The organism is Pseudarthrobacter quantipunctorum, from assembly GCF_045291495.1.
Taxonomy (GTDB): Bacteria; Actinomycetota; Actinomycetes; order Actinomycetales; family Micrococcaceae; genus Arthrobacter; species Arthrobacter quantipunctorum.
The window spans coordinates 3,378,847-3,401,496 of sequence record NZ_CP148033.1; the positions used below are offsets into that span (position 1 = coordinate 3,378,847).

Sequence of the window (22,650 nt, forward strand, 5' to 3'; positions counted from 1 at the left end):
GATAAAGCCCGTGACTAGCGAACAGACAACGGCTTTTGACCTTTCGGCATCCTTCAAGGCGTACGACGTCCGGGGCATCGTAGGCGAGTCCATTACCGCCGAAATCGTCGAAGCCGTGGGGGCCGCTTTCGTGGACGTCCTCAAACTCGAAGGCCAGACCATCCTGGTGGGCGGCGACATGCGCCCCTCCTCCCCCGACTTCAGCAAGGCTTTCGCCAACGGCGCGGCCACCCGCGGCGCCAACGTTGAGCTGCTGGACCTGATCTCCACCGATGAGCTCTACTTTGCGTGCGGTTACCTGGACCGTGCCGGCGCCACCTTTACCGCCAGCCACAACCCCGCCGGCTACAACGGCATCAAGATGTCGAAAGCCGGCGCAGTGCCCATCTCCTCCGAGTCGGGGCTCAAGGACATCCAGGCGCTGGCCGAGCAGTACCTCAATGCGGGCTCCATGCCGGCTGCCGAAAAGCGCGGGCAGATCGGCGTCAGGGACGTACTCAAGGACTACTCCGAGTATCTCCGTAAACTGGTTGACCTTTCCGGCTCCCGTCCGCTGAAAGTAGTGGTGGACGCGGGCAACGGCATGGCTGGCCTCACCACGCCAGCAGTGCTGGGTGACACCCTGCTCCCCAAGCTTCCCCTGGACATCATTCCCCTGTACTTCGAGCTGGACGGATCCTTCCCCAACCACCCCGCCAACCCGCTGGAGCCGGAAAACCTCCGCGACCTGCAGGCGGCAGTGGTGGAGCACGGCGCAGACATCGGCCTTGCCTTCGATGGCGATGCCGACCGCTGCTTCGTGGTGGACGAGAAGGGCAACCCCGTTTCGCCGTCGGCCATTACCGGCATGGTGGCGCGCCGCGAGATTGCCCGCGCAAAGGCACAGGGTGAAGAGACCCCCACGATCATCCACAACCTCCTCACCTCCCGCGCCGTGTCAGAGCTCGTAGAGCACGACGGCGGCCGGGCCGTCCGTACCCGCGTGGGCCATTCCTTCATCAAGGCCGTCATGGCCGAGGAAGGCGCGGTCTTCGGCGGGGAACACTCGGCCCACTTCTACTTCCGCGACTTCTGGAACGCGGACACAGGAATGCTGGCGGCCATGCACGTCCTGGCCGCCCTGGGCGAACAGGACGGCCCCCTATCCGAGCTGGGCCGGGAATACGAGCCCTACGTCAGCTCCGGCGAAATCAACTCCGAAGTGGATGACAAGCCCGCTGCTGTGGAACGTGTCCGCACAGATTTCGCCAGCGAAGACGTCACCATCGACACCCTGGACGGCAGCACGTTCACGGCCAACGACGGCAGCTACTGGTTCAACCTGCGGCCGTCCAACACCGAGCCCTTCCTCCGGCTCAACGCGGAAGCCACTGACCGAGCCACCATGGAACGCATCCGGGACCGGGTCCTGGCGCTTGTCCGGGCGTAGGTCAGTATGACGGAAAGCACGGGGCCCGCCACCGAAGAACAGGGTTCCGGCCAGCAGCAGTCCTGGCGTGACTCGGTGCCCGACGCCACCGCAACCGACCTGGAGAACCTCCTGGGCACAGGCGTCAGCGCAGCCCAGGAGCAGCTCCAGCGCAACGGCGGTTTCCTGCCCTTCGCCTTGACCGTACAGAACGACGGCGAGGTGCGGCTGGTGGCGGTCTCCCCGGCGGATGCCGATGAAGGTTCGGACGGGGACTTCGACGCCGAAGCCATGATCAGTGATCTCACCGCCCTGCTGCGGCAGAACCGGGAGGACTTCCGGGCCGCCGCGGTTGTGTGCGACATCCTGCTGGTTGAGGAGGACTCGGACGCCATCCACGTGGCGGCTGAGCACCGCGACGGCTCCGTCTTCGCAGCCGTGTTGCCCTACTCGGCCAATGCCGGGACGCAGACGTGGGAATTTGGTGATCTGGCGGCCGATGCCAGTGAACCCGCCATCTGGGTGGACTAGACCGGCGGCTCCCCATGAAGATCAACGCTTTTGCCGATGTGAGTCTCCGGGCGCTGATGGTGCTGGCGGCGGCACCCGGCGGTGCGTTGCTGACAACACAGAGCATTGCCGACTCGGTAGGGACTCCCTACAACCACGTCAGCAAAGCAATGACGAAACTGCGCAGCCTGGGACTGATTGAGGTGGTCCGCGGCCGGACAGGCGGTTCCCGGCTCAGCCATGCCGGCCGCGTTGCCACCGTGGGGCAGGTCCTGCGCCAGCTCGATACCCGGACAGATCCGGCGGACTGCGTGGCTCCTGGCGGCAACTGCCCGCTGATCAACGAATGCAGGCTCCGCGCTGCACTGGCCCGCGCCCGCGAAGCCTTCTACCGGGAACTCGATTCAGTCGTCATCGCGGACCTGCCGGGTTCCCGCCAAATGGCCCCGGTCTTCCACATGATCGGGCTGCGCCCAGGCCTCTGACTCGGGGGACATTTTGCGGGACCTGCTCCCGCGGCGCGACACCTTCAGGAACTCCTGTTACAACACGATTTGCATCAATTTTCTACACGCTGTAGAACTTGAGGTAAGAAAACCGGCATATCCCATGCAGGTATTCGCGAAGGCCGGACGAAGGCCCCGGTCACGACCTCAGGAGTTCCCATGCTCTCGGAAAAATCCCGTCCCGTCATTGAAGCAACGCTGCCCCTTGTTGGTTCACGGATCGGCGCCATCACGCCCAATTTTTATGCCCGCCTCTTCGCCGCCCACCCCGAACTCCTGGACGGCGTCTTCAGCCGCTCCAACCAGCGCTCCGGCAACCAGCAGCAGGCGCTGGCGGGCAGCATCGCCGCCTTCGCCACCCACCTTGTGAACAACCCTGGAACGCTCCCCGAGACCGTCCTGTCCCGGATCGCCCACCGGCACGCCTCCCTGGGCATCACTGAACCGCAGTACCAGGTGGTCTACGAGCACCTGTTCGCTGCCATCGCCGAGGACCTGGCCGAGGTCATCACCCCGGAGATCGCCGAAGCCTGGACCGAGGTGTACTGGCTGATGGCGGACGCCCTGATCAAGCTCGAGAAGGGCCTCTACGCTTCGCAGGCAAATGACAAGATGTGGATGCCGTGGCGGGTGGCGGCCAAGACCCCAGCCGGCGCGGGCTCCATGACCTTCACCCTCGAACCGGCGGACGACACCCCCGTCACCGAGGCCCTGCCCGGCCAGTACATCAGCGTCAAGGTAACCCTGCCGGAAGGCCTCCGCCAGGTCCGCCAGTACTCCCTGTCCGGCGAGGCAGGCACCAGCCGCAGCTTCACTACCAAGCTCGACGACGGCGGCGAGGTCTCCCCCGTGCTCCACAACAGCGTGCAGGTGGGCGACGTCCTGGAGATCTCCAACCCCTACGGCGAAATCACGCTCAAGGACGGCGACGGCCCGGTGGTCCTGGCGTCCGCCGGCATTGGCTGCACCCCCACCGCGTCCATCCTCCGTTCCCTGGCGGAGGCCGGATCAGGCCGGCAGGTGCTGGTGCTCCACGCGGAAAGCACCCTGGACAGCTGGGCGCTGCGCAGCCAGATGACGGACGACGTCGAACGCCTTGACGGCGCCGAGCTGCAGCTGTGGCTTGAACAGCCGGTGGCCGGAGCCAAGGAAGGCTTCATGTCCCTGCGCGAGGTGGACCTTCCCGCCGACGCATCGCTGTACCTCTGCGGCCCGCTGCCGTTCATGAAGAACATCCGCAACGAGGCCATCAACGCGGGCATCCCCGCCACGCGGATCCACTACGAAGTCTTCGGCCCGGACATCTGGCTGGCCAGCTGATCCACTGCTCCGTATTTGTCGTTTTGAAGGTTGAAAACGACAAGTACGGAGCAATCGATAGCGGGAACGACGGCGGCGCCGCACCTTCCAGAAAAGGTGCGGCGCCGCCGTCGTTATGCCTGCTTGTCCGCGGCGGGTCAGCTGTGGTCAGCCATCCGCGCCTTGAGGGCGTCGAGCTCGGAGCGCAGGGCGTCCGGGAGTGAGTCGCCGAACTTTGCGTACCACTCCTCGATGGAGGCCAGCTCGGCGTCCCATTCCTCGCGGTCCACCCGGACGGCCTCTTCCACATGGGCGTGGGTGAGATCCAGGCCAGTAAGGTCCAGCGAGTCGCCTGTCGGCACGAAGCCGATCGGAGTCTCGACGGCGTCTGCCTTGCCCTCGAGACGCTCGATGGCCCACTTGAGCACACGCGCGTTATCGCCGAAGCCGGGCCACGCGAAGCCGCCGTCGGCGGTGCGGCGGAACCAGTTCACCAGGAAGATGTGCGGCAGCCGCTCCGGGTTGGCTTTGCCGGAGACGCTGATCCAGTGCTTCAGGTAGTCGCCTGCGTCGTAGCCAATGAAGGGAAGCATGGCCATGGGATCGCGGCGCAGCACGCCGACCTGTCCGGCAGCGGCTGCCGTGGTCTCCGAGGAGAGCGTGGAGCCCATGAAGATGCCGTTGGTCCAGCTGCGGGCCTGGGTCACCAGGGGAACAGTGGTCTTGCGGCGGCCGCCGAAGAGGATGGCGGAGAGCTCCACACCCTCGGGACTGTAGTACTCCTCGGCCAGCATGTCGATCTGCGAGATCGGGGTGCAGAACCGGGAGTTGGGGTGGGCTGCCGGCTTGTCGGAGTCAGGCGTCCAGGAGTTGCCCTGCCAGTCGGTCAGGTGCGCGGGCACCTCGTCCGTCATGCCCTCCCACCAGACACCGCCGTCGTCGGTCAATGCCACGTTGGTGAAGATGCTGTGGCCCTTGGCGATGGCACGCATGGCGTTCGGGTTGGTGCCCCAGCCGGTACCGGGGGCGACGCCGAACAGGCCGGCCTCCGGGTTGGTGGCACGCAGTTCGCCTTCCTTGCCGATCCGCATCCAGGTGATGTCGTCGCCGAGGGTCTCCACCTCCCAGCCTTCGATGGTGGGGTCGAGCAGGGCAAGGTTGGTCTTGCCGCAGGCGGACGGGAACGCCGCGGAGATGTAGTAGTTCTTCTTCTCCGGCGAGGTCAGCTTGAGGATGAGCATGTGCTCGGCCAGCCAGCCTTCGTCGCGCGCCATGACGGAGGCGATGCGGAGGGCGTAGCACTTCTTGCCCAGCAGGGCGTTGCCGCCGTAGCCGGAGCCGAAGGACCAGATGGAGCGCTCCTCGGGGAAGTGGACAATCCACTTGTCCGGGTTGCACGGCCATGCAACATCCGCCTGGCCGGCTTCGAGCGGCGCACCCAGGGAGTGCAGGGCGGGGACGAAGAACGCGTTCGTCTGGGTCATCCTGTCCAGCACGGCCGTGCCGATGTTGGCCATGATCCGCATTGAAGCCACAACGTAGGCGCTGTCCGTGATCTCGACGCCGAACTTGGGATCCTCGGCATCGAGGTGGCCCATGACGAACGGGATGACGTACATGGTGCGGCCGCGCATGGACCCGGAGAACAGGCCGCGCAGCTTCTCCTTCATTTCGGCGGGTGCCATCCAGTTGTTGGTGAACCCGGCGTCGCGCTTGTTCTCCGAGCAGATGAAGGTCTGCTCTTCGACGCGGGCTACGTCGGCAGGATCGGAGAAGGCTGCAAAGGAATTGGGGAACAGTTCCGGGTTCAGCCGGGTCAGAGTCCCCGCCGCCACGAGCTCGTCGGTCAGCCGGGTGTTTTCCTCCTCGGACCCGTCCACCCAATAGATACGGTCCGGCTGCGTTAGCTCTGCAACCTCTTCGACCCACGCCAGCAGGCCGGCATGTGTGGTGGGTGCTTTCTCAAGCAACGGCTTCTGCGCCAGATCGCCCATTTCGGTTCCCTTTCTTGGGGTACATCGGTGTGTGCTAAATGCTATGGTCCGGACCACTCCCGTTTTTTGGACGTAGGCTGAGCTTTCGAAGCCACAAAAATGGAATTCCGCGCGAAATCAAGGAATTTCACGCGCCAAATAGAGATTTAAGTGACAAAGGTCACCTATACCGGTCTAGTTGCGGAGATTACATGCCTCCCGATTTGTCATGGCAGCCACCCCTCGCGTAAAGTAATTCGAGGTTCAGGGAGAGCGGTTCTTCTCCAGGAACACGAGATGCGCCCATAGCTCAGCTGGATAGAGCGTCTGTCTACGGAACAGAAGGTCAGGGGTTCGAATCCCTTTGGGCGCACCAATCAGGTCCGCTCCGGTTCGCCGGAGCGGACCTTTTGCGTTAAGCAGCGCTGCGGCCGGCCGGACCGGTGCGGCCAGCCGCACCCCGGTACACGCCCAACGGCACCCCACCCCGGGCGTAGGCTTTCCCCATGATGCCCGAGCCTGTGGAACAGGAATTTGACGTTGTTATTATCGGCGCCGGCGCCGTTGGAGAAAACGTTGCGGACCGCGCGGCGCAAGGCGGCCTTTCGGTGGTGCTGGTGGAGGCGGAACTGGTGGGCGGAGAGTGCTCATACTGGGCGTGCATGCCGTCCAAGGCGCTGCTTCGGCCCGGGACTGCGCTGCACGCGGCCCAAACAACGCCGGGCGCCAAGGAAGCTGTCACACGGACGCTTGACGCCGCAGCCGTCCTCAAGCGCAGGGATTACTTCACGTCCAACTGGCAGGATGACAGCCAGGTCGCCTGGGTCAAGGACTCCGGAATAGAACTCATCAGGGGCCACGCCTGGCTGACCGCCGCCAGAAGCGTCCAGGTTGCGGGCCTCGACGGAACATCGCACCAGCTCCGGGCCCGCCACGCAGTGGTGCTGGCCACCGGATCCGTGCCCAACACTCCCCCGGTTGAAGGGCTCGAGGACCTGCAGGTGTGGGGTACGCGGGAGGCCACGTCCGCCAGGGAAGTGCCCGAGCGGCTGGCAGTCCTGGGCGGCGGCGTTGCCGGCACAGAGCTTGCGCAGGCATTCGCCCGCCTGGGTTCCGCGGTAACACTCGTTGCGCGCGGCAGGCTGCTGGGCAAATTCCCGGAGGAGGCTGCCAGCCTTGTGGCCGCAGGACTGCGTGCGGACGGCGTGGAGCTCCGCCTTCACACTGCGACACAAAGCATCAGCCATAGCGACGACGGCACGTTCAGCCTGCGGCTGGGCGACGGCACCGCCGTCACGGCCGACAAGGTCCTGGTGTCCACCGGCCGACATCCAGCACTGGAAGGGCTGGGCCTGGAAAGTATCGGCATCGAGCCCGATGATGACGGCCGGCTCGCCATCAGTACGGACGCTTCCGGCGTGGTGCAGGGTGTGGCGGGTGACGTGCCCTGGCTGTATGCGGCCGGTGACGCCGCCGGCAAGAACCTGCTGACGCACCAGGGAAAGTACGAGGCGAGGGCCACCGGGGACGCCATTGCCGCCCGCGCCAAGGGTGAGCTGAAGGGCGCACCGGAGGATTGGAGCCGGTACTCCCAGACAGCCAACCAGCACGCGGTGCCGAACATAGTGTTCACCGATCCGGAACTTGCCACCGTGGGCCGCACGCTGGAGACCGCCCGCCAGGACGGCTTCAACGCCTCGTCGGTGGAGCTCCCCATCCAGGTGGCCGGGTCTTCGCTGCATTCGGAAAACTACCAGGGCTGGGCCCAACTGGTTATCGATGAGGACCGGAAGGTGCTTCTAGGAGCCACGTTCGCCGGGCCGGATGTGGCCGAACTCCTGCATGCCGCGACCATCGCCGTGGTGGGTGAAGTGCCATTGAGCCGGCTGTGGCATGCGGTGCCCTCCTATCCGACCATCAGCGAGGTCTGGCTTCGGCTCCTCGAGAAGTACGGCCTCTGAGGCGCAGCCGCCGGCATTTACCCGCAGCCCAACGCCGCGGTCCTATTTGAACTGACTGGTCAGTCTAGTTAGACTGGAAGCAGATGCATCCCGCGAAAGGCCCATCTTGCTATCAGCACAACGGCTCTCTGCCCATGGCCGCAGGAATCCCCTCCTCCCGGCAACATCACTCCAGGCCCAGCGCGGCGAGCTCCTGCTGGTGACCGGGAGGCGGCAGGACCACCGGACCGCCCTGGCCCTGCTCCTCAGCGGCAGAATGAAGCCGTCCGACGGCCGTGTCAGCTGGGACGGCAGCGAGCGGCCCAAGGCGCTCCGGCTGGCGAGCGCCCTGGTGGACTCCCCAGGCGTTAACGAACCGGAGCAGCACCTCAGCGTGCGCGACCTGGTCACCGAGGACCTGGCGCTGATCCCCCGCCGCTACCGGGGTGCCCTGGTGGGCGGCCCGTGGCTCAAGGTGAACAGCTTCGAGGACATCGCTGACCTGTGGACGGAACAACTGAACCCTTCACGGCGGCTGGAACTCCTGACAGCACTGGCCTTGGCGAACCCGCACACGGACCTGCTGGTGGCCGACTCCCCTGAACGGCACAGCCCCGACCCCGCTGACTGGCTGCCGGGACTGCAGCGCCTGGCGTCCGACGCCGGACGGCCGCTCGCCGTCGTCGCCACTGTTGGTTCCCTCCCGCCGTCGTGGGACGGCCCCGCCGCTGCAATCGGCAATGCTGTCCCCCGCGAATCCCCCGGGCAGGCGGATGGCGGGGAACCGGATACCGCAGACATTACTGTATTCGAAACCGAGGTTGCCACGTGACGGTACTGCGGCTGGCCCGCTCTGAACTCAAGCGCATGACCGCAGGGCTAATGCCCAAACTTACAATCCTTGCGCTGACCATGGTCCCGCTGCTGTACGGTGCGGTGTACCTCTACGCAAACTGGGACCCCTACGGCAACCTGGACAACCTCGACGCGGCCCTGGTGGTGGAAGACGCCGGTGCCACCACCAGCGACGGTGCACGCCTCGAAGCCGGGGCAAAGGTGGCAGAGAGCCTGGTGGACGGCAACGTTTTCCACTGGATTCCGGTGGCCACAACCCAGGAGGCGGACCAGGGCGTCAGCAGCGGCGACTACGCGTTCGCCCTGAAAATCCCGCAGGACTTTTCGGCCAACCTGGTATCCCCCGGCAGCTTCGATTCCGCCAGCCAGGCCATGCTCAACGTCACCACCAACGATGCCAACAATTACCTGTTGAGCACCATCGTGGACAAGCTCACCACCGCAGTGCACAACACGGTGGCCACGGAGGTGGGCGAGGAAACGGCAAACCAGCTGCTGACGGGTTTTGGGACCATCCATGCGCAGATGGTCAGGGCAGCGGAGGGCGCCGGCCAGCTGGCCGACGGCGTTGCGGGCCTTCGCGACGGGGCTGCCACCCTGCACGAGGGCACCTCAGCCCTGAGCAGCGGAGCCGGTGAGCTGTACGCGGGCCAGGTCAAGCTGCGGGATGGAGCCAGCCAGCTGACCGACGGCGCGGGCCAGCTCAGCAGCGGCCTGTCCACGCTCAAGGACAAGACCGCCACGCTGCCCACCGACTCCCAGACGCTCGCTGCGGGGGCAGCCCAGGTTGCTGCCGGAAACGCGCAGCTGAACGCCAAGGTGCAGGACGTAGCAGCCCAGCTCGATGCCGCTGACCAGGGGCTCCGGGCACGGGTGGTTGAATCGAACACCAGGCTCGTCACGGAAGGCATCCTGACGCAGGAGCAGGCGGACAGAATCCTGGCCGATCTTGACGCCGCGGCGGGCACGAGCCAGGTAGCGGCCGCCAGGGCCAAGATCCAGGAAGATGCAGCGCAGATCCAGCAACTGGCCTCCGGAGCCGAAGCCGTCAGCACCGGCGCTGCCCAGCTCGCTGCGGGCACGCCGGCGCTGAGGGACGCCGTCTCCCAGGCTTCCTCCGGCGCAGACCAGCTCCACACCGGGGCTGCCGCGCTGGCCACCGGCGGGCAGGCGGCCCTCGACGGCACAGGCCGGCTGGCAGAAGGAGCCCGTAAAGTTGACGAGGGGGCAGCCCAGCTGGCGGAAGGTGCCGGCACCGCGGCGGACGGCTCGCGGACCCTGGCGGATGAGATCGGCAAGGGCGCCGGGCAGGTGCCCAACCCGGATGACGCCCAGAAGAGCAACCTGTCACGCGTCATGGCCGACCCCGTTGCGGTCAGCAATGTTTCGCAGGCCAAGGCGGAGTCCTACGGTGCCGGGCTGGCGCCGTTCTTCCTCACCCTCGCCCTGTGGATCGGCATCTTCATGCTGGTCCAGGTCATGCGGCCCATTACCCAGCGGGCCCTGGCCTCCAACGCCCCGTCCTGGAAGATCGCGGTGGGCGGCTGGCTGCCGTTCCTTGCGGTTTCGGTGGTGCAGGCGAGCCTCCTCACCCTGGTGGTGAACCTTGCACTGGGCCTCGATCCCGCGCATCCGGTGCTGATGTGGCTGTTCATGCTTGCCGCGGCCATGGCGTTCAGTGCGATCATCCAGGGCGTTGTTGCGCTGCTTGGGTCGCCAGGCAAACTCGTGGTACTCATCCTGCTGGTCCTGCAACTGGTGTCCTCGGGCGGGACCTTTCCGTGGCAGACCACTCCGCAGCCGCTCCACGCAGCACACGAAATCCTTCCCATGGGTTACGTGGTGTCCGGCATGAGGCACCTCATCTATGGCGCTGACCTGTCCCTGATTGCCCCCACCGCCCTGGGCCTGGCGGGCTACACCGCACTGGGCGTGGCCATGTCCACGCTGGCCGTGCGCAGGAACAAGTACTGGACATTGAAGACGCTGAAGCCCGAGATCGCGGTATGACCGCCGAACCAGCCGGAGCCGTGAAGACCCTTCGCCCCGCCCGGACCACCGCCACCCGCCAAAAGCTCTTTGATGCCTCCATGGAGCTCATTGGCGAGCGCGGGGCAGCGGGAGTCACTGTTGACGAGATTGCAGCTGCAGCCGGCGTCTCCAAGGGAACCGTGTACTACAACTTCGGCAGCAAATCGGAGCTTATTGCACAGCTGCTGCGGCACGGTGTGGACATCCTGAAGGCGCGCCTGCAGGCGTCTACAGAGCCAGGCTCTCCCGGCCAGGATGCGGGCGAAGTACGGGACATGACGGCTGCTACGTCAGGGGATCCCCTGCTCGCCATGGAGGCAATGATCGGGCAGGCATTGGACTTCATGGCCGAATACCCGTCCTTCGCCCGGCTCTGGGTCAGCGAGAACTGGCGTACGCCCAGTGAGTGGCAGGGCACGTTCGCCGTCCTGAGGGGCGAGCTGCTGGCAGTGATCGGGGCGGCAGTGGAAAAGGTGGCCCTGGCCTACCCCGTGGACAGCACCGTTTCGCGGGGCAGCCTGGAGACCGCCATCTTCGGCGCCTGCTTCGTTGTGGGGCTCGACCGGCAGACGTACAACCCTGAGCGCACCCGTGACCAAAGCGTTGCGGCAATCATGGCCAGCATGCGCGGCTACGTGCTGCAGCAGCCCGATCCTCGGAGATGATGGAGCGTATGGGGAAAAGCGGGAAGTTGGCGGTCATTGCCGGCATTGTGGCGGCCGGACTGCTGGTACTGACCGGGATGACGCTCGCCGAACCGGTGTTCTTGGCGTTCCTCGGTGTCCTGGCGCTGGCGTGCCTGGCGTGCATCGTTGAACTCCTGAACCGGGGGCGCCGCGTTGCCCTGCTGGCTGCCGGTGCCGGAACCAGCCTCACCGTCGCTTTTTCGCTCGCGTTTGTGAGCACGTGGGAGCTGGCCTTTGCCGGCGAGCCCTCATTCTTTGGCACCCCGCTCCCCACCGGAGATCCGGACAACTACTTCTTCGGTGCTGCCGCTGCGGCCCTGGCCACACTCTTTATCCTGTTCCTCGGTGCGGCCTGGCCGCGGGGGCGCCGTCTGCGAAGTGCGGCCGGCAAGGGCAGGGCTGCGGGCCAGGGCGCTCGGGGCAACAGACGCACGACGACGGCGGGCAGGCCAGCTGCCAAGGGCACGGCCCAGCGCAGGCCGGCAGCGCGCGCAGGCGGTGCAGGCACCGGCAGTCAGGGCGCCGGCGGTCTCCGTGCACCCGCGCGGATGCCTTCCGCGCCTGCCAGGCGGCCGTCGTCGGCCTCTCCAGCCGGGAAACCGTCGTCGGCAACGGGCGCTAAGGCCGCGCCCCGGCGGTGACCCCGCCGGCTTGACCGCAGCCGGCACTTCAGGTTCCTGGTTAGTGCGCCCGTGGGACCTTGAACCTGGTGATGCGAGCGTCCTGTCCGTCCAGCTCCGCCCAGGACTTTTCGGTCTCAAGGACGGTGAGGGCGTTGGTGGGATACCTGGTGGCGGCGTCCATGTAGGCGTCGTGGTCGGAGTCGCGTGAGGCAAGGTGCATGGCAAGGTCCTGCACGCCGGGCAGGTGCGAGATCAGCATCAGCGTGGTGACTGTATCCGGAACGTGGTTAATGACCGTCAGCATCCGGAGCGCAGACGCCGCGTACAGTCCGTCTTCAAGCTTGGGCGTAGGGGCCTTATCCCCCAGCTCCGAACACACCCACGTGCAGGTCTGCCTGGTCCGCAGGGCACTGGAACAGAGGATGAAATCCGGCACGATGTTGTGCTTGAGCAGCCACCGGCCGGCAAGGGGCGCCTCGCGGTGGCCCCTTTCCTCCAGGGGACGCTCGTGGTCAGCAATTCCGCCCGGCCAGTCGGCCTTGGCATGCCGCATGATCACAAGCCGTCGAAGATGGTGCTCACTCATGCCCCAAGCCTAGTCGGGGACCAAACGAGGTGCGCCCCGGACCTCCGACAGTCGCGGAGGCACATGCCAGGAGAGCCCGAACGCGTGACAGCGGCATTTCGCGTAGGGCGCTGTAGCGAAGCGGCACATCCCGAAAGCGCCGTTGTCGCGCGAGGGACGAGCGCAGGCGCAGAGGGATCGTGCCGCGACAGCGAAAGCGCCCGGCCCAGCGGGACAGGCGCTTTCGAGTGAGTGCTAGATCGAGTATTCCGGAGCGGCCCAGACAACAACTTCGGGGTGCTCGTAGAACCGGTACCCCTGGCCGCGGACTGTACGCACAGTGTTGGCAAGGCGGCCCAGCTTGGAGCGAAGCCGGCGGATGTGGACGTCGATGGTTCGCTCGTTGGGCACCTCTTCGGCATTGCGCCACAGCCCCTCGAGGAGTTCGTCGCGTCCCACGGTGCGGGTGCCGTTCTCAACGAGGTAGTTCAGGAGCTCGAACTCCTTGAAGGTCAGGTTGAGCGACTCGCCGTCCAGGTGGACTTCACGGCGTGCCAGGTCGATCAGGACGCCGGAAGGGCGCGGCTCCTGTGCCTGCGACGGACGCGGGGCCTCAGTGCGCTGCCGGGCGTTGACGGTGGGGTCACCGAAGGTGGAACGGACGACGTCGAGCGCGGAACCGGGTGTGCCGGCGGGGGCAACGGCAACGGCTGCATAGCTTTCGGCGCCGGACACCAGGGACTGTGCGTAGGCGCGGATCTCCTGGGCCAGTTTGGCGATGGAGGTTCCGGCCGCTGCCGCTGTTTCCTCATCGATGCCCATGTAGAGGACGAATCCGCGGGCAACGGTGTCGTTGGCTACGGGCCGGACGGTATTGGGGCCAGCCACCACCGGAGTGGGGGCTGTCAGGGGTGCCGCCTCCGCGGGCTGGACGGCACGGAGCTGCCCGTAGGAATTGGGGTTGAACCCCTGCGGCGCGTAGCCCTGGGAGGGGAAGCTGCTTCCGGATGATGATGGGGCCAGGGCGGGGCGCGGACCAAACCCGGGGCGCAGGCCCGAGGGCTGGCCGGCTTTGGCGGCGTTACGGACAGAAATGTGGACGTATCCGGATGCAACTGACATGGAATGCTTACCTCAATGTGAATGGCCGTCATCGCGGCCCGAATGCTGGGAATCCCCGCAATGCGAACTGGGGAGGGGCGCCCGACGCTGGGCTGGGGGCGAATGCCTAAGAACTTCGGAGGGTGGGAAGGTCAGGCGTGCATTCGACAACAGCGCATGTCGGCAGCAGCGGATGTGCTGGGCCAATATTCTGCGGCTGCAGGTGCTGTTGAGTTCTTGTTCACATTGGAAGTGTGCAGCGTAACAATGGCAACTTGCAAGTAACAATGGACGCGATCGTCCGCATAATGAGACGAATTTAGCCAAAGTGCTCCAAATCACAATTCTGGGCTCTGTAAAAAATAACGGTTGTTATCTTGTTCATGGGCCGGTTCGGGCCTCTCCGCGGAATATTATTCGGCAGATATTCCTTTTTCCGTGGATTCGTTCATTGGAGTGCCCGATAGTGGAATCTCGGTCTTCACCTCAGCAGTGTGTCCAGCCGGTCCTGTTTTTGGACAGAAAAATTTGCCGACTCAGCGCTTAATTGGGCTTCGGGGATCCGGTTCCCTCCGAGATTTCAACCCCTTGGGAAGGGCTGCGCGCAGCACACGGGGTACAGGTTGTGGGCATTTTTCGCGGACCCAGCTCGCTAGGCTGGGATTCACAGCTTGCGCACAGGAACGCCAAAGCCGGGCTTTAGCCAACGATCGGAGAGTTGTCCCATGGCCACCTCGCACTCCATGACCAACAACCTCCCACAGCTCACCCACCCGGACGGCTCCCCCATCAGGGCTCTGGTGGTGGATGACGAGCCCAGCCTTTCCGAGCTCATGAGCATGGGCCTACGCATGGCGGGCTGGTCCGTGGCGATCGCCGCTGACGGTCCGGAAGCCGTGAAAGTGGCCAAGGACTTCCGCCCCGACGTGCTGGTCCTGGATGTCATGATTCCCGGTTTCGACGGCGTCGAGGTCCTGAACCGGATCCGCGCTTTTGCGCCTGAGGTTCCCGCACTGTTCCTCACCGCCAAGGATGCGGTCCAGGACAGGATCGTTGGCCTCGCGGCCGGCGGTGACGACTACGTCACCAAGCCATTCAGCATGGAAGAGGTCCTGCTCCGCCTGCACCGTCTGGTCCAGCGGTCCGGTGTGGCCGCCATGGACACCGCTGAGCTGGTTGTTGGAGACCTGGTCCTCAACGTGGACACCCGTGAGGTGACCCGTGCAGGCGAGGAGCTCCAGTTGACGGCAACCCAGTTCGAGCTGCTCCGATACCTGATGGAAAACCCCAAGCGCGTCATCAGCAAAGCGCAGATCCTGGACCGGGTCTGGAACTACGACTTCGGCGGCCAGGCCAACATCGTGGAGCTCTACATCTCCTACCTCCGCAAAAAGGTGGATGCCGTCCACCCGCCCATGATCCATACCGTGCGTGGCGCCGGGTACGTCATCAAGCCGGCGGAGTAGGAACGCCATGGCGTCCCGGCACCTGACGGCGGCACCGCAGCCCCGGAGCTGGCTGAAGCCCGGCACGTGGCACCTGCGGACCCGACTGATCCTCCTGGCCATGACGCTGTTGATTGCCATCTGCGGGGCTGTGGGCGTGGCGAGTTACGCCTCGATGGACGCGTTCCTCACCCGGCAGCTGGACGAACAGCTGGGCCAGGCCGCAGACCGTTCCAACAATCCTGGCCGCCCTCCCTCGGGCGGCTTCAACGGCAGGGATCCCCTGGATGCCCGCGGCCAGAGCGTTGGAACCCTCAACGCGCGCATCCTCAACGGCCAGGTCAGCGGCGGCGGATTCCTCACCTCCAACACCACGCGCTCCCAGCTGTCCACGGACGACAAACAGGTCCTGCTGGCTCTGGACGCAGACGCCCAACCTGTCAACAGGGCACTCTCCAACGGCGACTACCGGCTGCTCGCCGTCAAGACCAGCTTTGGTGACGTCCTGGTAACAGGACTCCCCCTGGCCGCCAAGGATAGTACGCTGGCGTCCCTGGTGTGGACCTTCGTCTTCGTCTCCCTGGGCGGCCTGCTGCTTGTCGGATTGGTGGGAACTGTCCTGATCCGCCGCACCATGAAACCCCTCGAGCAGCTTTCCGAGGTTGCCACCCGCGTCTCCAGGCTGCCCTTGGATGCCGGCGAGGTGGCGCTTGCCGTGCGCGTGCCGCCGTCGAACTCCAATCCCGGTACGGAGGTTGGAAGCGTGGGCCATGCCCTGAACCTCATGCTGGACAACGTGGCCAACGCGCTGCAGGCGCGGCAGAAGAGTGAAACCAAGGTCCGGCAGTTTGTGGCCGACGCTTCCCATGAGCTCCGCACGCCGCTGACCGCCATCCGCGGGTACACCGAACTGATGCGGATGACGGAAAACTTCACTCCGGACGGGGAGAAGTCGCTGGCGAGGGTTCAAAGCCAGTCCCAGCGGATGACCGCTCTGGTGGAGGACCTGCTGCTGCTGGCGCGCCTTGATGAGGGCCAGCCCTTGAAGCTCAGCGAGGTGGACCTGAACCAGCTGGTGGTGGAAGGCGTCAGCGACGAAAAGGTCATGGCGCCCGGCCATACCTGGCGGCTGGAGCTTCCCGACGAACCAGTCGTGGTGAACGGCGACCCGTCCCAGCTGCGGCAGGTGCTGATGAACCTGCTGTCCAACGCCCGCAAGCACACACCGCCGGGAACCACGGTGGTCACCGGGGTCGGGAAGACGGCGGAGGGCGCCGCGGTGGTGACGGTAACGGACGACGGCGGCGGCATTCCACCCGAGTTCCTGGACCAGGTTTTCGCGCGGTTCGCCCGCGCAGACGCGGCCCGGGCAGGCACCGCCGGCGGACCGGGCGCACCTGCCGCTGAAGGAACCAGCGGCCTGGGCCTCTCAATCGTCGAATCCATTGTCGAGGCCCATGGGGGCAAGGTCACGGTGACATCACAGCCTGGCCGCACCCAGTTTGCCCTGCAACTCCCCCTCCCGCAGCGGATGCCGCAAGGCGGCGCGCCGTCGTAGTGATCCCTGTTACCAAAATGTGACTTAAGGCCTCAACTCCTGTACCGTCGATTGGGTGCGGTTCCCGTTCGGGCCGCATATCCGGATGACGCCAAGCTCTGCCGCTTCCCGGATTCCGCTTGAGCATAGGCAGAGGCGGGGGACCCAGAAGTCCCGGGCACGCAATTGCCCTTGGGGTTAAGCCACTGCGTGATTTTCCGTGTGGCCGGATGCCCTCATCCGAACCCGACAGCTAACTCCGCAGGTGTGAGAGGCGATCCATCATGTCTAAGTTCCTTACTAAAGCACGCCCGAAACCAGGCCACGACGCCCGTGCACCGCGCACGCCAGGCAAAATTCCTTCCTTCGGCCAGCGCGCCGCCATCCTCGCAACGTCCTGCGCCCTCCTTGTCGGCGTTGGGGCAGCAGGCCAGGCCACCGACACCGCAGTGCAGGTTCAAGCCACAGAAACGCAGGCCGTTGAGGCCCAGTCGAAGCTGAGCATCGAGAAGAGCGAAATCCAGGAAAACCCTGCTCCGGCGCCTGCAGCAGAGCCCATCAACGTTGTCCCGCAGGCGGCCGAGCCGGCCCCGGCTCCCGCCGCTGAGCCCGCACCGGCACCCGCCCCGGAGCCTGAACCCGCGCCGGCACCTGCCCCCGCTCCCGAGCCGGCACCGGTCGCCGCCGTCAACGACCCCGCGGGTGCCCAGGCCTACGCTGCCGGCCAGTTGGCCTCCTACGGCTGGGCCCCTGACCAGATGCAGTGCCTGCAGACCCTGTGGACCAAGGAATCAGACTGGACCACCACGGCCACCAACCCGAGCAGCGGCGCCTACGGCATTGTGCAGTCCCTGCCGGCCGAGAAGATGGCCAGCGCCGGCGCCGACTACCTCACCAATTACCGTACGCAGATCAACTGGGGCCTGAACTACATCCAGGAGCGCTACCAGTCCCCGTGTGGAGCACTGAACTTCCACTACGCCAACAACTGGTACTAAACAGAAGCGGCTTCGCCCTGGCGGTCCGGTACGTCCCTGCCGGGGATGTACTGGACCGCCCAGCGGTTGCCGTCAGGATCGGCGAAGTACACAAAGTGGCCCCAGTCCTGCACGTCCACGTCACTGACGTCCACCCCGTTGGCCTTGAGCTGCCGGTGCGCAGCCTGGATGTCAGAGACCACAAGCTGCAGGTTCGAACCGGTGCCAGGGGGAGCATCCGTGAGGCCTTCCCCGATGCAGATGGAGCAGGCTGAGCCCGGCGGCGTCAGCTGAACGAACCTGATGGAGCTGCTGGGCCGCTCGTCGAAATCGGCGTTAAAGCCCACCTTGTCGACGTAGAAGTCTTTGGCCCGGTCTACATCGGACACGGGGACAAAAACGAGTTCCAGTTTCCAGTCCATGCGCACAGGCTAAACCTTGCGCGGGGATCGGGAAAGGCTTGAGTCCTAGCCGGCGATGCCGTACAGGCGGTCGCCTGCGTCGCCCAGGCCCGGGACAATGTAGGACTTCTCGTTGAGCTTCTCGTCGATGGACGCCAGGACGATGGTGACGTTTGCGCCGGAAAGTTCTTCCTCCAGCTTGGCCAGGCCCTCCGGCGCGGCGAGCAGGCAGATGCACGTGACATCCGAAGCGCCGCGCTTGAACAGGAACTTGATGGCTTCGCGCAGTGTTCCGCCGGTTGCAAGCATCGGATCCAGCACGAAGATCTGCCGGTCGGTGAGATCCTCGGGAAGGCGCTCGGCGTAGGTAATGATGTCCAGCGTTTCCTCGTCGCGGGCCATGCCCAGGAAGCCCACTTCAGCCGTGGGGACCAGTTTAGTCATGCCCTCGAGCATTCCCAGGCCCGCACGGAGGATGGGCACCACCAGCGGAGTGGGCTTGGTGAACGCCGTGCCCACAGTTGTACTGACGGGGGTTTCGATGGTCACGGGCTCGGTGCGGACTTCCCGCGTGGCCTCGTAGGCCAGGAGGGTCACCAGTTCCTCCGTCAGCTGCCGGAAGACCGGGGACGGAGTGTTCTTGTCCCGCAGGACGGTGAGCTTATGGGCGACCAGCGGGTGGTCCACAACGAGAGTGCGCATGGGTCAAAACTATCACCCGGCTGCCGGGCCACTCCCCTGCCGTCCGCCGCCCGTGCCGGACTGCGAAGCGTCGTCGCCGGCCCTTGGCGAGGCAACGCCGCCGTTCTCCTCCAGGGCTGTACGTTCCGCTTCCCCGGTGTGGTCCTCGCGCAGGACGGGATGCTCGAACGTGGGCGCCGGGCCGGCGTGCTCACGCCGCCGCATCAGGTGGAACAGCCTGTGGGCCAGGATCACGATGCCCACCCACGCCAGCCCCAGGAACCAGCCAGCCATTACGTCGGTCATCCAGTGGTGTCCCAGGAAAACCCGGCTCAGCCCCATGGCGACGATGAAGAGCGTACCCACCGTGATGGCTGCAATCCGGGCCCACAGTACTTGGAACTGCAGGCACATTAGGTAGATGAGGACCCCTATCACCACAGTGGTATTCAGGGTGTGACCGCTGGGGAAGGACGGCGACGTCTCGAACGGCGGGACGGCTTCGGAGTGGTCCGGACGTGTCCTGCCTACCAGCCGCTTGCCCCAAGTAGTGGCCAAGGTGGAAACAAGGGCCGCTCCGCCCACCAGGACGATGGGCCGCCATGTCCTGTTCAGGAAGGTCAGCCAGGCGGTGAGGATGCTCGCCAGGATGGGCATGCCGATCCCGCCGCCCACGTTGGTGAAACCTGTGGCGAAAGCGTCCACCTCCGGGTTCCGCAACGACTGCGAGTATTCCAGTGCAGGAATATCAAGGCCTGCCAGGCCTTCCTCATCCACGACGTCTGAGTAGACCTCGGCGCCCAGGAGGGCCAGGGCGATCACCAGCGTTCCGCCGATGATCATGGTCAGCCACAAGGCGGCGTACGGCTTGATCCACTTGTCCACGCGGTCTCGGACTGTGCTCACTGTGCCTCCCGGCGGATGTGCGTCACGGGCTCTGGGTATCCTTCGAAACTATCATTGAGCCATGGTCTCCGCAGATAAGAAACACCACGCGTGGATGGGCCTTGCCCTCGCCGAGGCCCATCGCGCCCTCGACACGGAGGACGTGCCCATCGGGGCGGTGGTCATTGGGCCCGACGGCGCAGTGCTGGGTTCCGGGCGGAACCAGCGAGAAGAGCTGGGGGACCCCACTGCCCACGCCGAGGTAGTGGCCATCCGCGAGGCGGCGGAACGCCTGCGAAAGCTTTCCATGCTCGACGGCGGCAGCGGAGACGGCTGGCGGCTCGCCGACTGCACGCTGGTGGTCACCCTTGAGCCCTGCGCCATGTGCGCTGGAGCGATTGTCCTGGCACGAATTCCCCGGGTGGTCTTTGGTGCCTGGGACGAGAAAGCAGGGGCTGCGGGGTCGGTTTTCGATGTGCTCCGTGAGAGGCGCCTGAACCACTGGGTTGAGGTGTATCCGGGCGTGCGCGAAGCCGAGTGCGCCGCCCTGCTGCGTGAGTTCTTCGCCGGGCACCGCTGGCGGCTCTGACTCACGCCCGGGCTGTTTGCGAACCTGGGGCTGTCAGTGAACCTGCCTGATCACGGCCAGCACGCGGGCCGCTGGCTGCTCCCAGCCCGGCAGCCTGCTCCGTGCATCCAGCGCCCGGGCCCGCCAGTCATCCCTGGTCCCGGCATCTTCCAGCCAGCGCCGCAGGGTCTGGGCGAGCATGGCGGGGTTCGCAGGATCATCATCCGACGGAAAGGCAACTTTCGCTCCCGGAAGCGTGCCGCCGTCGTCGTCCTTCCCCGCTGTTCCCAGGCGCAAGGCCTCAACGGCGCCTGTCCCGCCGCGCACCACCACCGGGATTCCGTGCGCCAGTGATTCGGTAACCACCATGCCAAAAGCCTCGGCGCGGGACACCAGGAGGCTGAGGTCCGCGCGACGCCATTCGTTCTCCAGTGCCTCGCCAGTCAGCTCCCCGGTGAAAAGGATCCGTCCGTCCAGCCCGTGCGTGCTCACTGCCGCTCTAACTCTTTGCGCGTAGTCCCCGTCTGCCTGGTCTGATCCGACAAGCGATGCGGTCCAGTCAAGGTCCTGAAGCATCGCCAGGGCGGACACCGTCAGCAACTGGTCCTTGTTGGGCAGCAGCGCGGCCACCGTAAGCAAGTGGGGCGGAGTGGATCCGTGGGCCAGCGGCGCCGGGTCCGTGCCGGGAAGGGCAACCTCGAGCCCATGAAGTCCGTGACGTTCTTCCAGGACTTTGCTGGCCCAGGTGCTGGTGCACACCACGCCACTTGCAGCCCGGAGGGACCGTGCTTCAAGCTCCAGACGTGCCGGGGCAGGCATATGTACCAACACCCATGTCTTGCGTCCGGCCTTGGCCGCGAATTCCATTTCATCCGGTGCGCCCATGGCGACGAGCCCGTCCACAAGGGTTACCGCGTTTTCTGATTCCGCTTCAGTCACCTGTTCCCACGCCCCCAAGAGGTTGCCCAACCGGCGTCGGGCGTGGGCGCTGGCGTAGGGCCAGGAGCCGTCGACGGGGAGCACGTCGACGGCGGCTCCCAGCGTTTTCAGCCCCTCCACCAGCCGTGCGTTGTAGATGTTTCCACCGGAATGATGGTGGATGTTGCCGGGAACGAGCAACCGGATGCGATCCATGGGATCAGGCGACTGGGAGGTCCAGCGTGTACGTGGCCCAGGCGTCCGGGTTTTCGCGCAGGGTGACGTCGATTCCGGTGAGCTGGCCGCCGTCGGGATCATCCTTCAGCTTTTCGGCAACGGACTGCGCGATGTATTCCGCAAGCGCCTCGGTGGTGCTGAGCTTGCCGGCGAAGTCCGGGTGCTCGTCCAGGTTCCGGTAGTTCAGGCCTGCCAGCACCTCCTCGATCATGGTGCCGGCGGCGCCGATGTCCAGGACAATCGCGTCCTCGTTGAGCGTCCGACGGCGGAAGCTCACCTCCGCGACGAATGTTGCCCCATGCAGGGCTTGGGCCGGGCCGAAGGCCTCGCGCGGGAGGCTGTGGGCGATCATGAAGTGGCGCCGTACGGTCAGGCTGAACATGGACTACCTCTGGTTTTCTCGGGTTGGATTCTTGGAGTTTTCGGCGCCGGGGTACTCGATGACGTGGCATAAGGCTTCGAGGTTGCCATGGGCGAGGTCCTGCACCACGCCAGGGAGTTCGTCGAACGGCGAAGTACCTGTCAGGAAGGCGTCGAATACCGGATCCTTGAGCAGCGATACTGCGAGGTTCAGGCGGTCGGCGTTCGTCCTGCGGTGCCGGCGCGCTCGTGCCACCACTCCCACCTGGCTTGCCCTGATGGACAGGCGCCGGGCGTGGAAGTCCTCACCCAACGGCAGGGTTACCTGGCGGTTGGCGTACCAGGACATTTCGATGACGTCCCCTTCGTCCCCAACCAGCTGCAGACTGCGCTCCAAGCCTTCCTGGGAGGCGGAGCAGTGGAACACGATGTCACAGTCGGCGAGGGCGTCATCCGGGTGGGCGAAGTCTATTCCCAGGGTGTCCGCCAGTTGCTTCCGGCCCGGGTCCAGGTCCACAAGCTGCAGGCGTTCCAGCGGAAAGGTCCGAAGCAGGGTGGCCACCATGCCGCCCACGAGGCCTGCGCCCACTACCGCAACCCGGTCACCGAGCCTCGGGCCGGCCTCCCACAGCGCATTGACCGCGGTTTCCACGGTTCCGGTCAGCACGGCCCGGCGGGACGGGACGTCGTCGGGAATTTTCGTGAGTGAACTGATGGACGCCACGTAGCGGTCCTGGTGGGGGTTGAGGCAGAAGACCCGCTGCCCCGTCCACCCCTCCGGACCTTCTTCGACAACACCCACGGACAGGTATCCGAACTTCACCGGCCCTGGAAACTCGCCTTCCTGGCGGGGTGCCCGCATCTCTTCGGCTACCCGCGGCGGGACGGCGCCAGCGTGGACCACCATCTCGGTGCCTTTGCTGATGCCGGAATAGAGGGTGCGCACCAGGGCTTCGCCTGGGCCGGGGGCGGAAAGGTCCTCGGTACGGAGTTCGCCGTGTTCCTTGGCCGTCGTCCAGTAGGCGGTTGCGTGCGTGGGACTGGTTTGATTAGTCATCTTGCTGATGAATCTAGCCCGCCCGGCGTGGACCGCAAAAGTTGGCCATTGCCTGGTTCGGGTTCCTGGGCTTTGGGGCTGTGCTTG

At 65.5% G+C, this 22,650-nt stretch carries 22 protein-coding genes, 1 tRNA gene and 1 riboswitch; of the genes, 14 read left to right on the plus strand and 9 right to left on the minus strand.

The window, feature by feature from the left end:
* Positions 1–10 precede the first annotated feature (10 nt).
* The 4 genes from WHH00_RS15285 (at position 11) to WHH00_RS15300 (ending at position 3,744) form a co-directional block, all read left to right on the plus strand.
* Entirely contained in the window at positions 11–1,429 is a 1,419-nt protein-coding gene (locus WHH00_RS15285) for a phosphomannomutase/phosphoglucomutase (protein WP_406634077.1), read from the plus strand.
* A gap of 6 nt (positions 1,430–1,435) precedes the next feature.
* Positions 1,436–1,939, plus strand: coding sequence for a hypothetical protein (locus WHH00_RS15290; RefSeq protein WP_231457798.1), 504 nt, complete (start codon positions 1,436–1,438; stop codon positions 1,937–1,939).
* A gap of 14 nt (positions 1,940–1,953) precedes the next feature.
* Positions 1,954–2,403: an RrF2 family transcriptional regulator gene (locus WHH00_RS15295; protein WP_406634080.1), complete on the plus strand. Its 450-nt coding sequence runs from the start codon at positions 1,954–1,956 to the stop codon at positions 2,401–2,403.
* A 180-nt stretch (positions 2,404–2,583) separates the two neighbouring features.
* Positions 2,584–3,744: a globin domain-containing protein gene (locus WHH00_RS15300; protein WP_406634082.1), complete on the plus strand. Its 1,161-nt coding sequence runs from the start codon at positions 2,584–2,586 to the stop codon at positions 3,742–3,744.
* 137 nt (positions 3,745–3,881) lie between these two features.
* On the opposite strand, the gene WHH00_RS15305 is transcribed toward WHH00_RS15300, so the two are convergent.
* On the minus strand, positions 3,882–5,717 hold the full coding sequence (locus tag WHH00_RS15305) for a phosphoenolpyruvate carboxykinase (GTP) (RefSeq protein ID WP_406634084.1): 1,836 nt from the start codon (positions 5,715–5,717) through the stop codon (positions 3,882–3,884).
* 278 nt (positions 5,718–5,995) lie between these two features.
* Between WHH00_RS15305 and WHH00_RS15310 the strand changes: the two genes are divergently transcribed.
* From WHH00_RS15310 to WHH00_RS15335, 6 genes are all read left to right on the plus strand, one after another.
* Positions 5,996–6,072 (plus strand) — tRNA-Arg (locus tag WHH00_RS15310).
* Between the two features lie 130 nt (positions 6,073–6,202).
* On the plus strand, positions 6,203–7,657 hold the full coding sequence (locus WHH00_RS15315) for a dihydrolipoyl dehydrogenase family protein (protein ID WP_406634086.1): 1,455 nt from the start codon (positions 6,203–6,205) through the stop codon (positions 7,655–7,657).
* A gap of 106 nt (positions 7,658–7,763) precedes the next feature.
* Positions 7,764–8,468 (plus strand): ABC transporter ATP-binding protein, encoded by a 705-nt coding sequence (locus tag WHH00_RS15320; protein ID WP_406634088.1) that lies wholly within the window; start codon positions 7,764–7,766, stop codon positions 8,466–8,468.
* Positions 8,465–10,501: a YhgE/Pip family protein gene (locus WHH00_RS15325; protein ID WP_406634091.1), complete on the plus strand. Its 2,037-nt coding sequence runs from the start codon at positions 8,465–8,467 to the stop codon at positions 10,499–10,501. The genes WHH00_RS15320 and WHH00_RS15325 overlap by 4 nt, the downstream gene beginning before the upstream one ends.
* Positions 10,498–11,187, plus strand: coding sequence for a TetR/AcrR family transcriptional regulator (locus WHH00_RS15330; RefSeq protein ID WP_406634093.1), 690 nt, complete (start codon positions 10,498–10,500; stop codon positions 11,185–11,187). Before WHH00_RS15325 ends, WHH00_RS15330 begins: the two co-directional genes overlap by 4 nt.
* 8 nt (positions 11,188–11,195) lie before the next feature.
* Entirely contained in the window at positions 11,196–11,849 is a 654-nt protein-coding gene (locus WHH00_RS15335; RefSeq protein ID WP_406634095.1) for a hypothetical protein, read from the plus strand.
* 40 nt (positions 11,850–11,889) lie between these two features.
* Here WHH00_RS15335 and WHH00_RS15340 read toward each other — a convergent pair whose 3' ends face one another.
* On the minus strand, positions 11,890–12,417 hold the full coding sequence (locus WHH00_RS15340; RefSeq protein ID WP_231457316.1) for a histidine phosphatase family protein: 528 nt from the start codon (positions 12,415–12,417) through the stop codon (positions 11,890–11,892).
* Positions 12,418–12,651: 234 nt separating this feature from the next.
* Positions 12,652–13,518: a winged helix family transcriptional regulator gene (locus WHH00_RS15345; protein ID WP_231457318.1), complete on the minus strand. Its 867-nt coding sequence runs from the start codon at positions 13,516–13,518 to the stop codon at positions 12,652–12,654.
* Positions 13,519–14,222: 704 nt separating this feature from the next.
* Here WHH00_RS15345 and WHH00_RS15350 point away from each other — a divergent pair.
* The 3 genes from WHH00_RS15350 to WHH00_RS15360 all read left to right on the plus strand — a co-directional run bounded on the left by WHH00_RS15350 (position 14,223) and on the right by WHH00_RS15360 (position 17,477).
* Positions 14,223–14,963 carry a response regulator transcription factor gene (locus WHH00_RS15350; protein ID WP_406634098.1) on the plus strand — a complete coding sequence of 247 codons (741 nt, stop codon included), beginning with the start codon at positions 14,223–14,225 and terminating at the stop codon, positions 14,961–14,963.
* Positions 14,964–14,970: 7 nt separating this feature from the next.
* Positions 14,971–16,500 carry an ATP-binding protein gene (locus tag WHH00_RS15355; protein ID WP_406634101.1) on the plus strand — a complete coding sequence of 510 codons (1,530 nt, stop codon included), beginning with the start codon at positions 14,971–14,973 and terminating at the stop codon, positions 16,498–16,500.
* A gap of 96 nt (positions 16,501–16,596) precedes the next feature.
* A riboswitch (cyclic di-AMP (ydaO/yuaA leader) is annotated at positions 16,597–16,758 on the plus strand.
* Positions 16,759–16,763: 5 nt separating this feature from the next.
* The gene (locus WHH00_RS15360) at positions 16,764–17,477 is read left to right on the plus strand and encodes a hypothetical protein (protein ID WP_406634103.1); all 714 of its coding nucleotides are present in this window, start codon (positions 16,764–16,766) and stop codon (positions 17,475–17,477) included.
* Here WHH00_RS15360 and WHH00_RS15365 read toward each other — a convergent pair.
* The 3 genes from WHH00_RS15365 to WHH00_RS15375 are packed head-to-tail and all read right to left on the minus strand — an operon-like array spanning position 17,474 to position 19,444.
* Positions 17,474–17,878: a glyoxalase superfamily protein gene (locus WHH00_RS15365; RefSeq protein ID WP_406634105.1), complete on the minus strand. Its 405-nt coding sequence runs from the start codon at positions 17,876–17,878 to the stop codon at positions 17,474–17,476. The genes WHH00_RS15360 and WHH00_RS15365 overlap by 4 nt on opposite strands.
* A 45-nt stretch (positions 17,879–17,923) precedes the next feature.
* Positions 17,924–18,559 carry a uracil phosphoribosyltransferase gene (upp, locus tag WHH00_RS15370; protein ID WP_013599856.1) on the minus strand — a complete coding sequence of 212 codons (636 nt, stop codon included), beginning with the start codon at positions 18,557–18,559 and terminating at the stop codon, positions 17,924–17,926.
* A 12-nt stretch (positions 18,560–18,571) separates the two neighbouring features.
* Complete coding sequence (locus WHH00_RS15375) at positions 18,572–19,444, minus strand: phosphatase PAP2 family protein (RefSeq protein WP_406634108.1); 873 nt, start codon at positions 19,442–19,444, stop codon at positions 18,572–18,574.
* A 61-nt stretch (positions 19,445–19,505) separates the two neighbouring features.
* Between WHH00_RS15375 and WHH00_RS15380 the strand changes: the two genes are divergently transcribed.
* Complete coding sequence (locus WHH00_RS15380) at positions 19,506–20,012, plus strand: nucleoside deaminase (RefSeq protein WP_406634110.1); 507 nt, start codon at positions 19,506–19,508, stop codon at positions 20,010–20,012.
* Positions 20,013–20,045: 33 nt separating this feature from the next.
* Here WHH00_RS15380 and WHH00_RS15385 read toward each other — a convergent pair whose 3' ends face one another.
* Genes WHH00_RS15385 through WHH00_RS15395 form a run of 3 tightly spaced genes read right to left on the minus strand, consistent with a single transcriptional unit; the run spans position 20,046 to position 22,563 of the window.
* Positions 20,046–21,125, minus strand: a complete 1,080-nt coding sequence (locus WHH00_RS15385) for a glycosyltransferase family 4 protein (RefSeq protein ID WP_406634112.1) — start codon at positions 21,123–21,125, stop codon at positions 20,046–20,048.
* A gap of 4 nt (positions 21,126–21,129) precedes the next feature.
* The gene (locus WHH00_RS15390) at positions 21,130–21,528 is read right to left on the minus strand and encodes a 6-pyruvoyl trahydropterin synthase family protein (protein WP_406634114.1); all 399 of its coding nucleotides are present in this window, start codon (positions 21,526–21,528) and stop codon (positions 21,130–21,132) included.
* Between the two features lie 3 nt (positions 21,529–21,531).
* On the minus strand, positions 21,532–22,563 hold the full coding sequence (locus tag WHH00_RS15395; protein WP_406634116.1) for a dehydrogenase: 1,032 nt from the start codon (positions 22,561–22,563) through the stop codon (positions 21,532–21,534).
* Between the last annotated feature and the right edge of the window lie 87 nt (positions 22,564–22,650).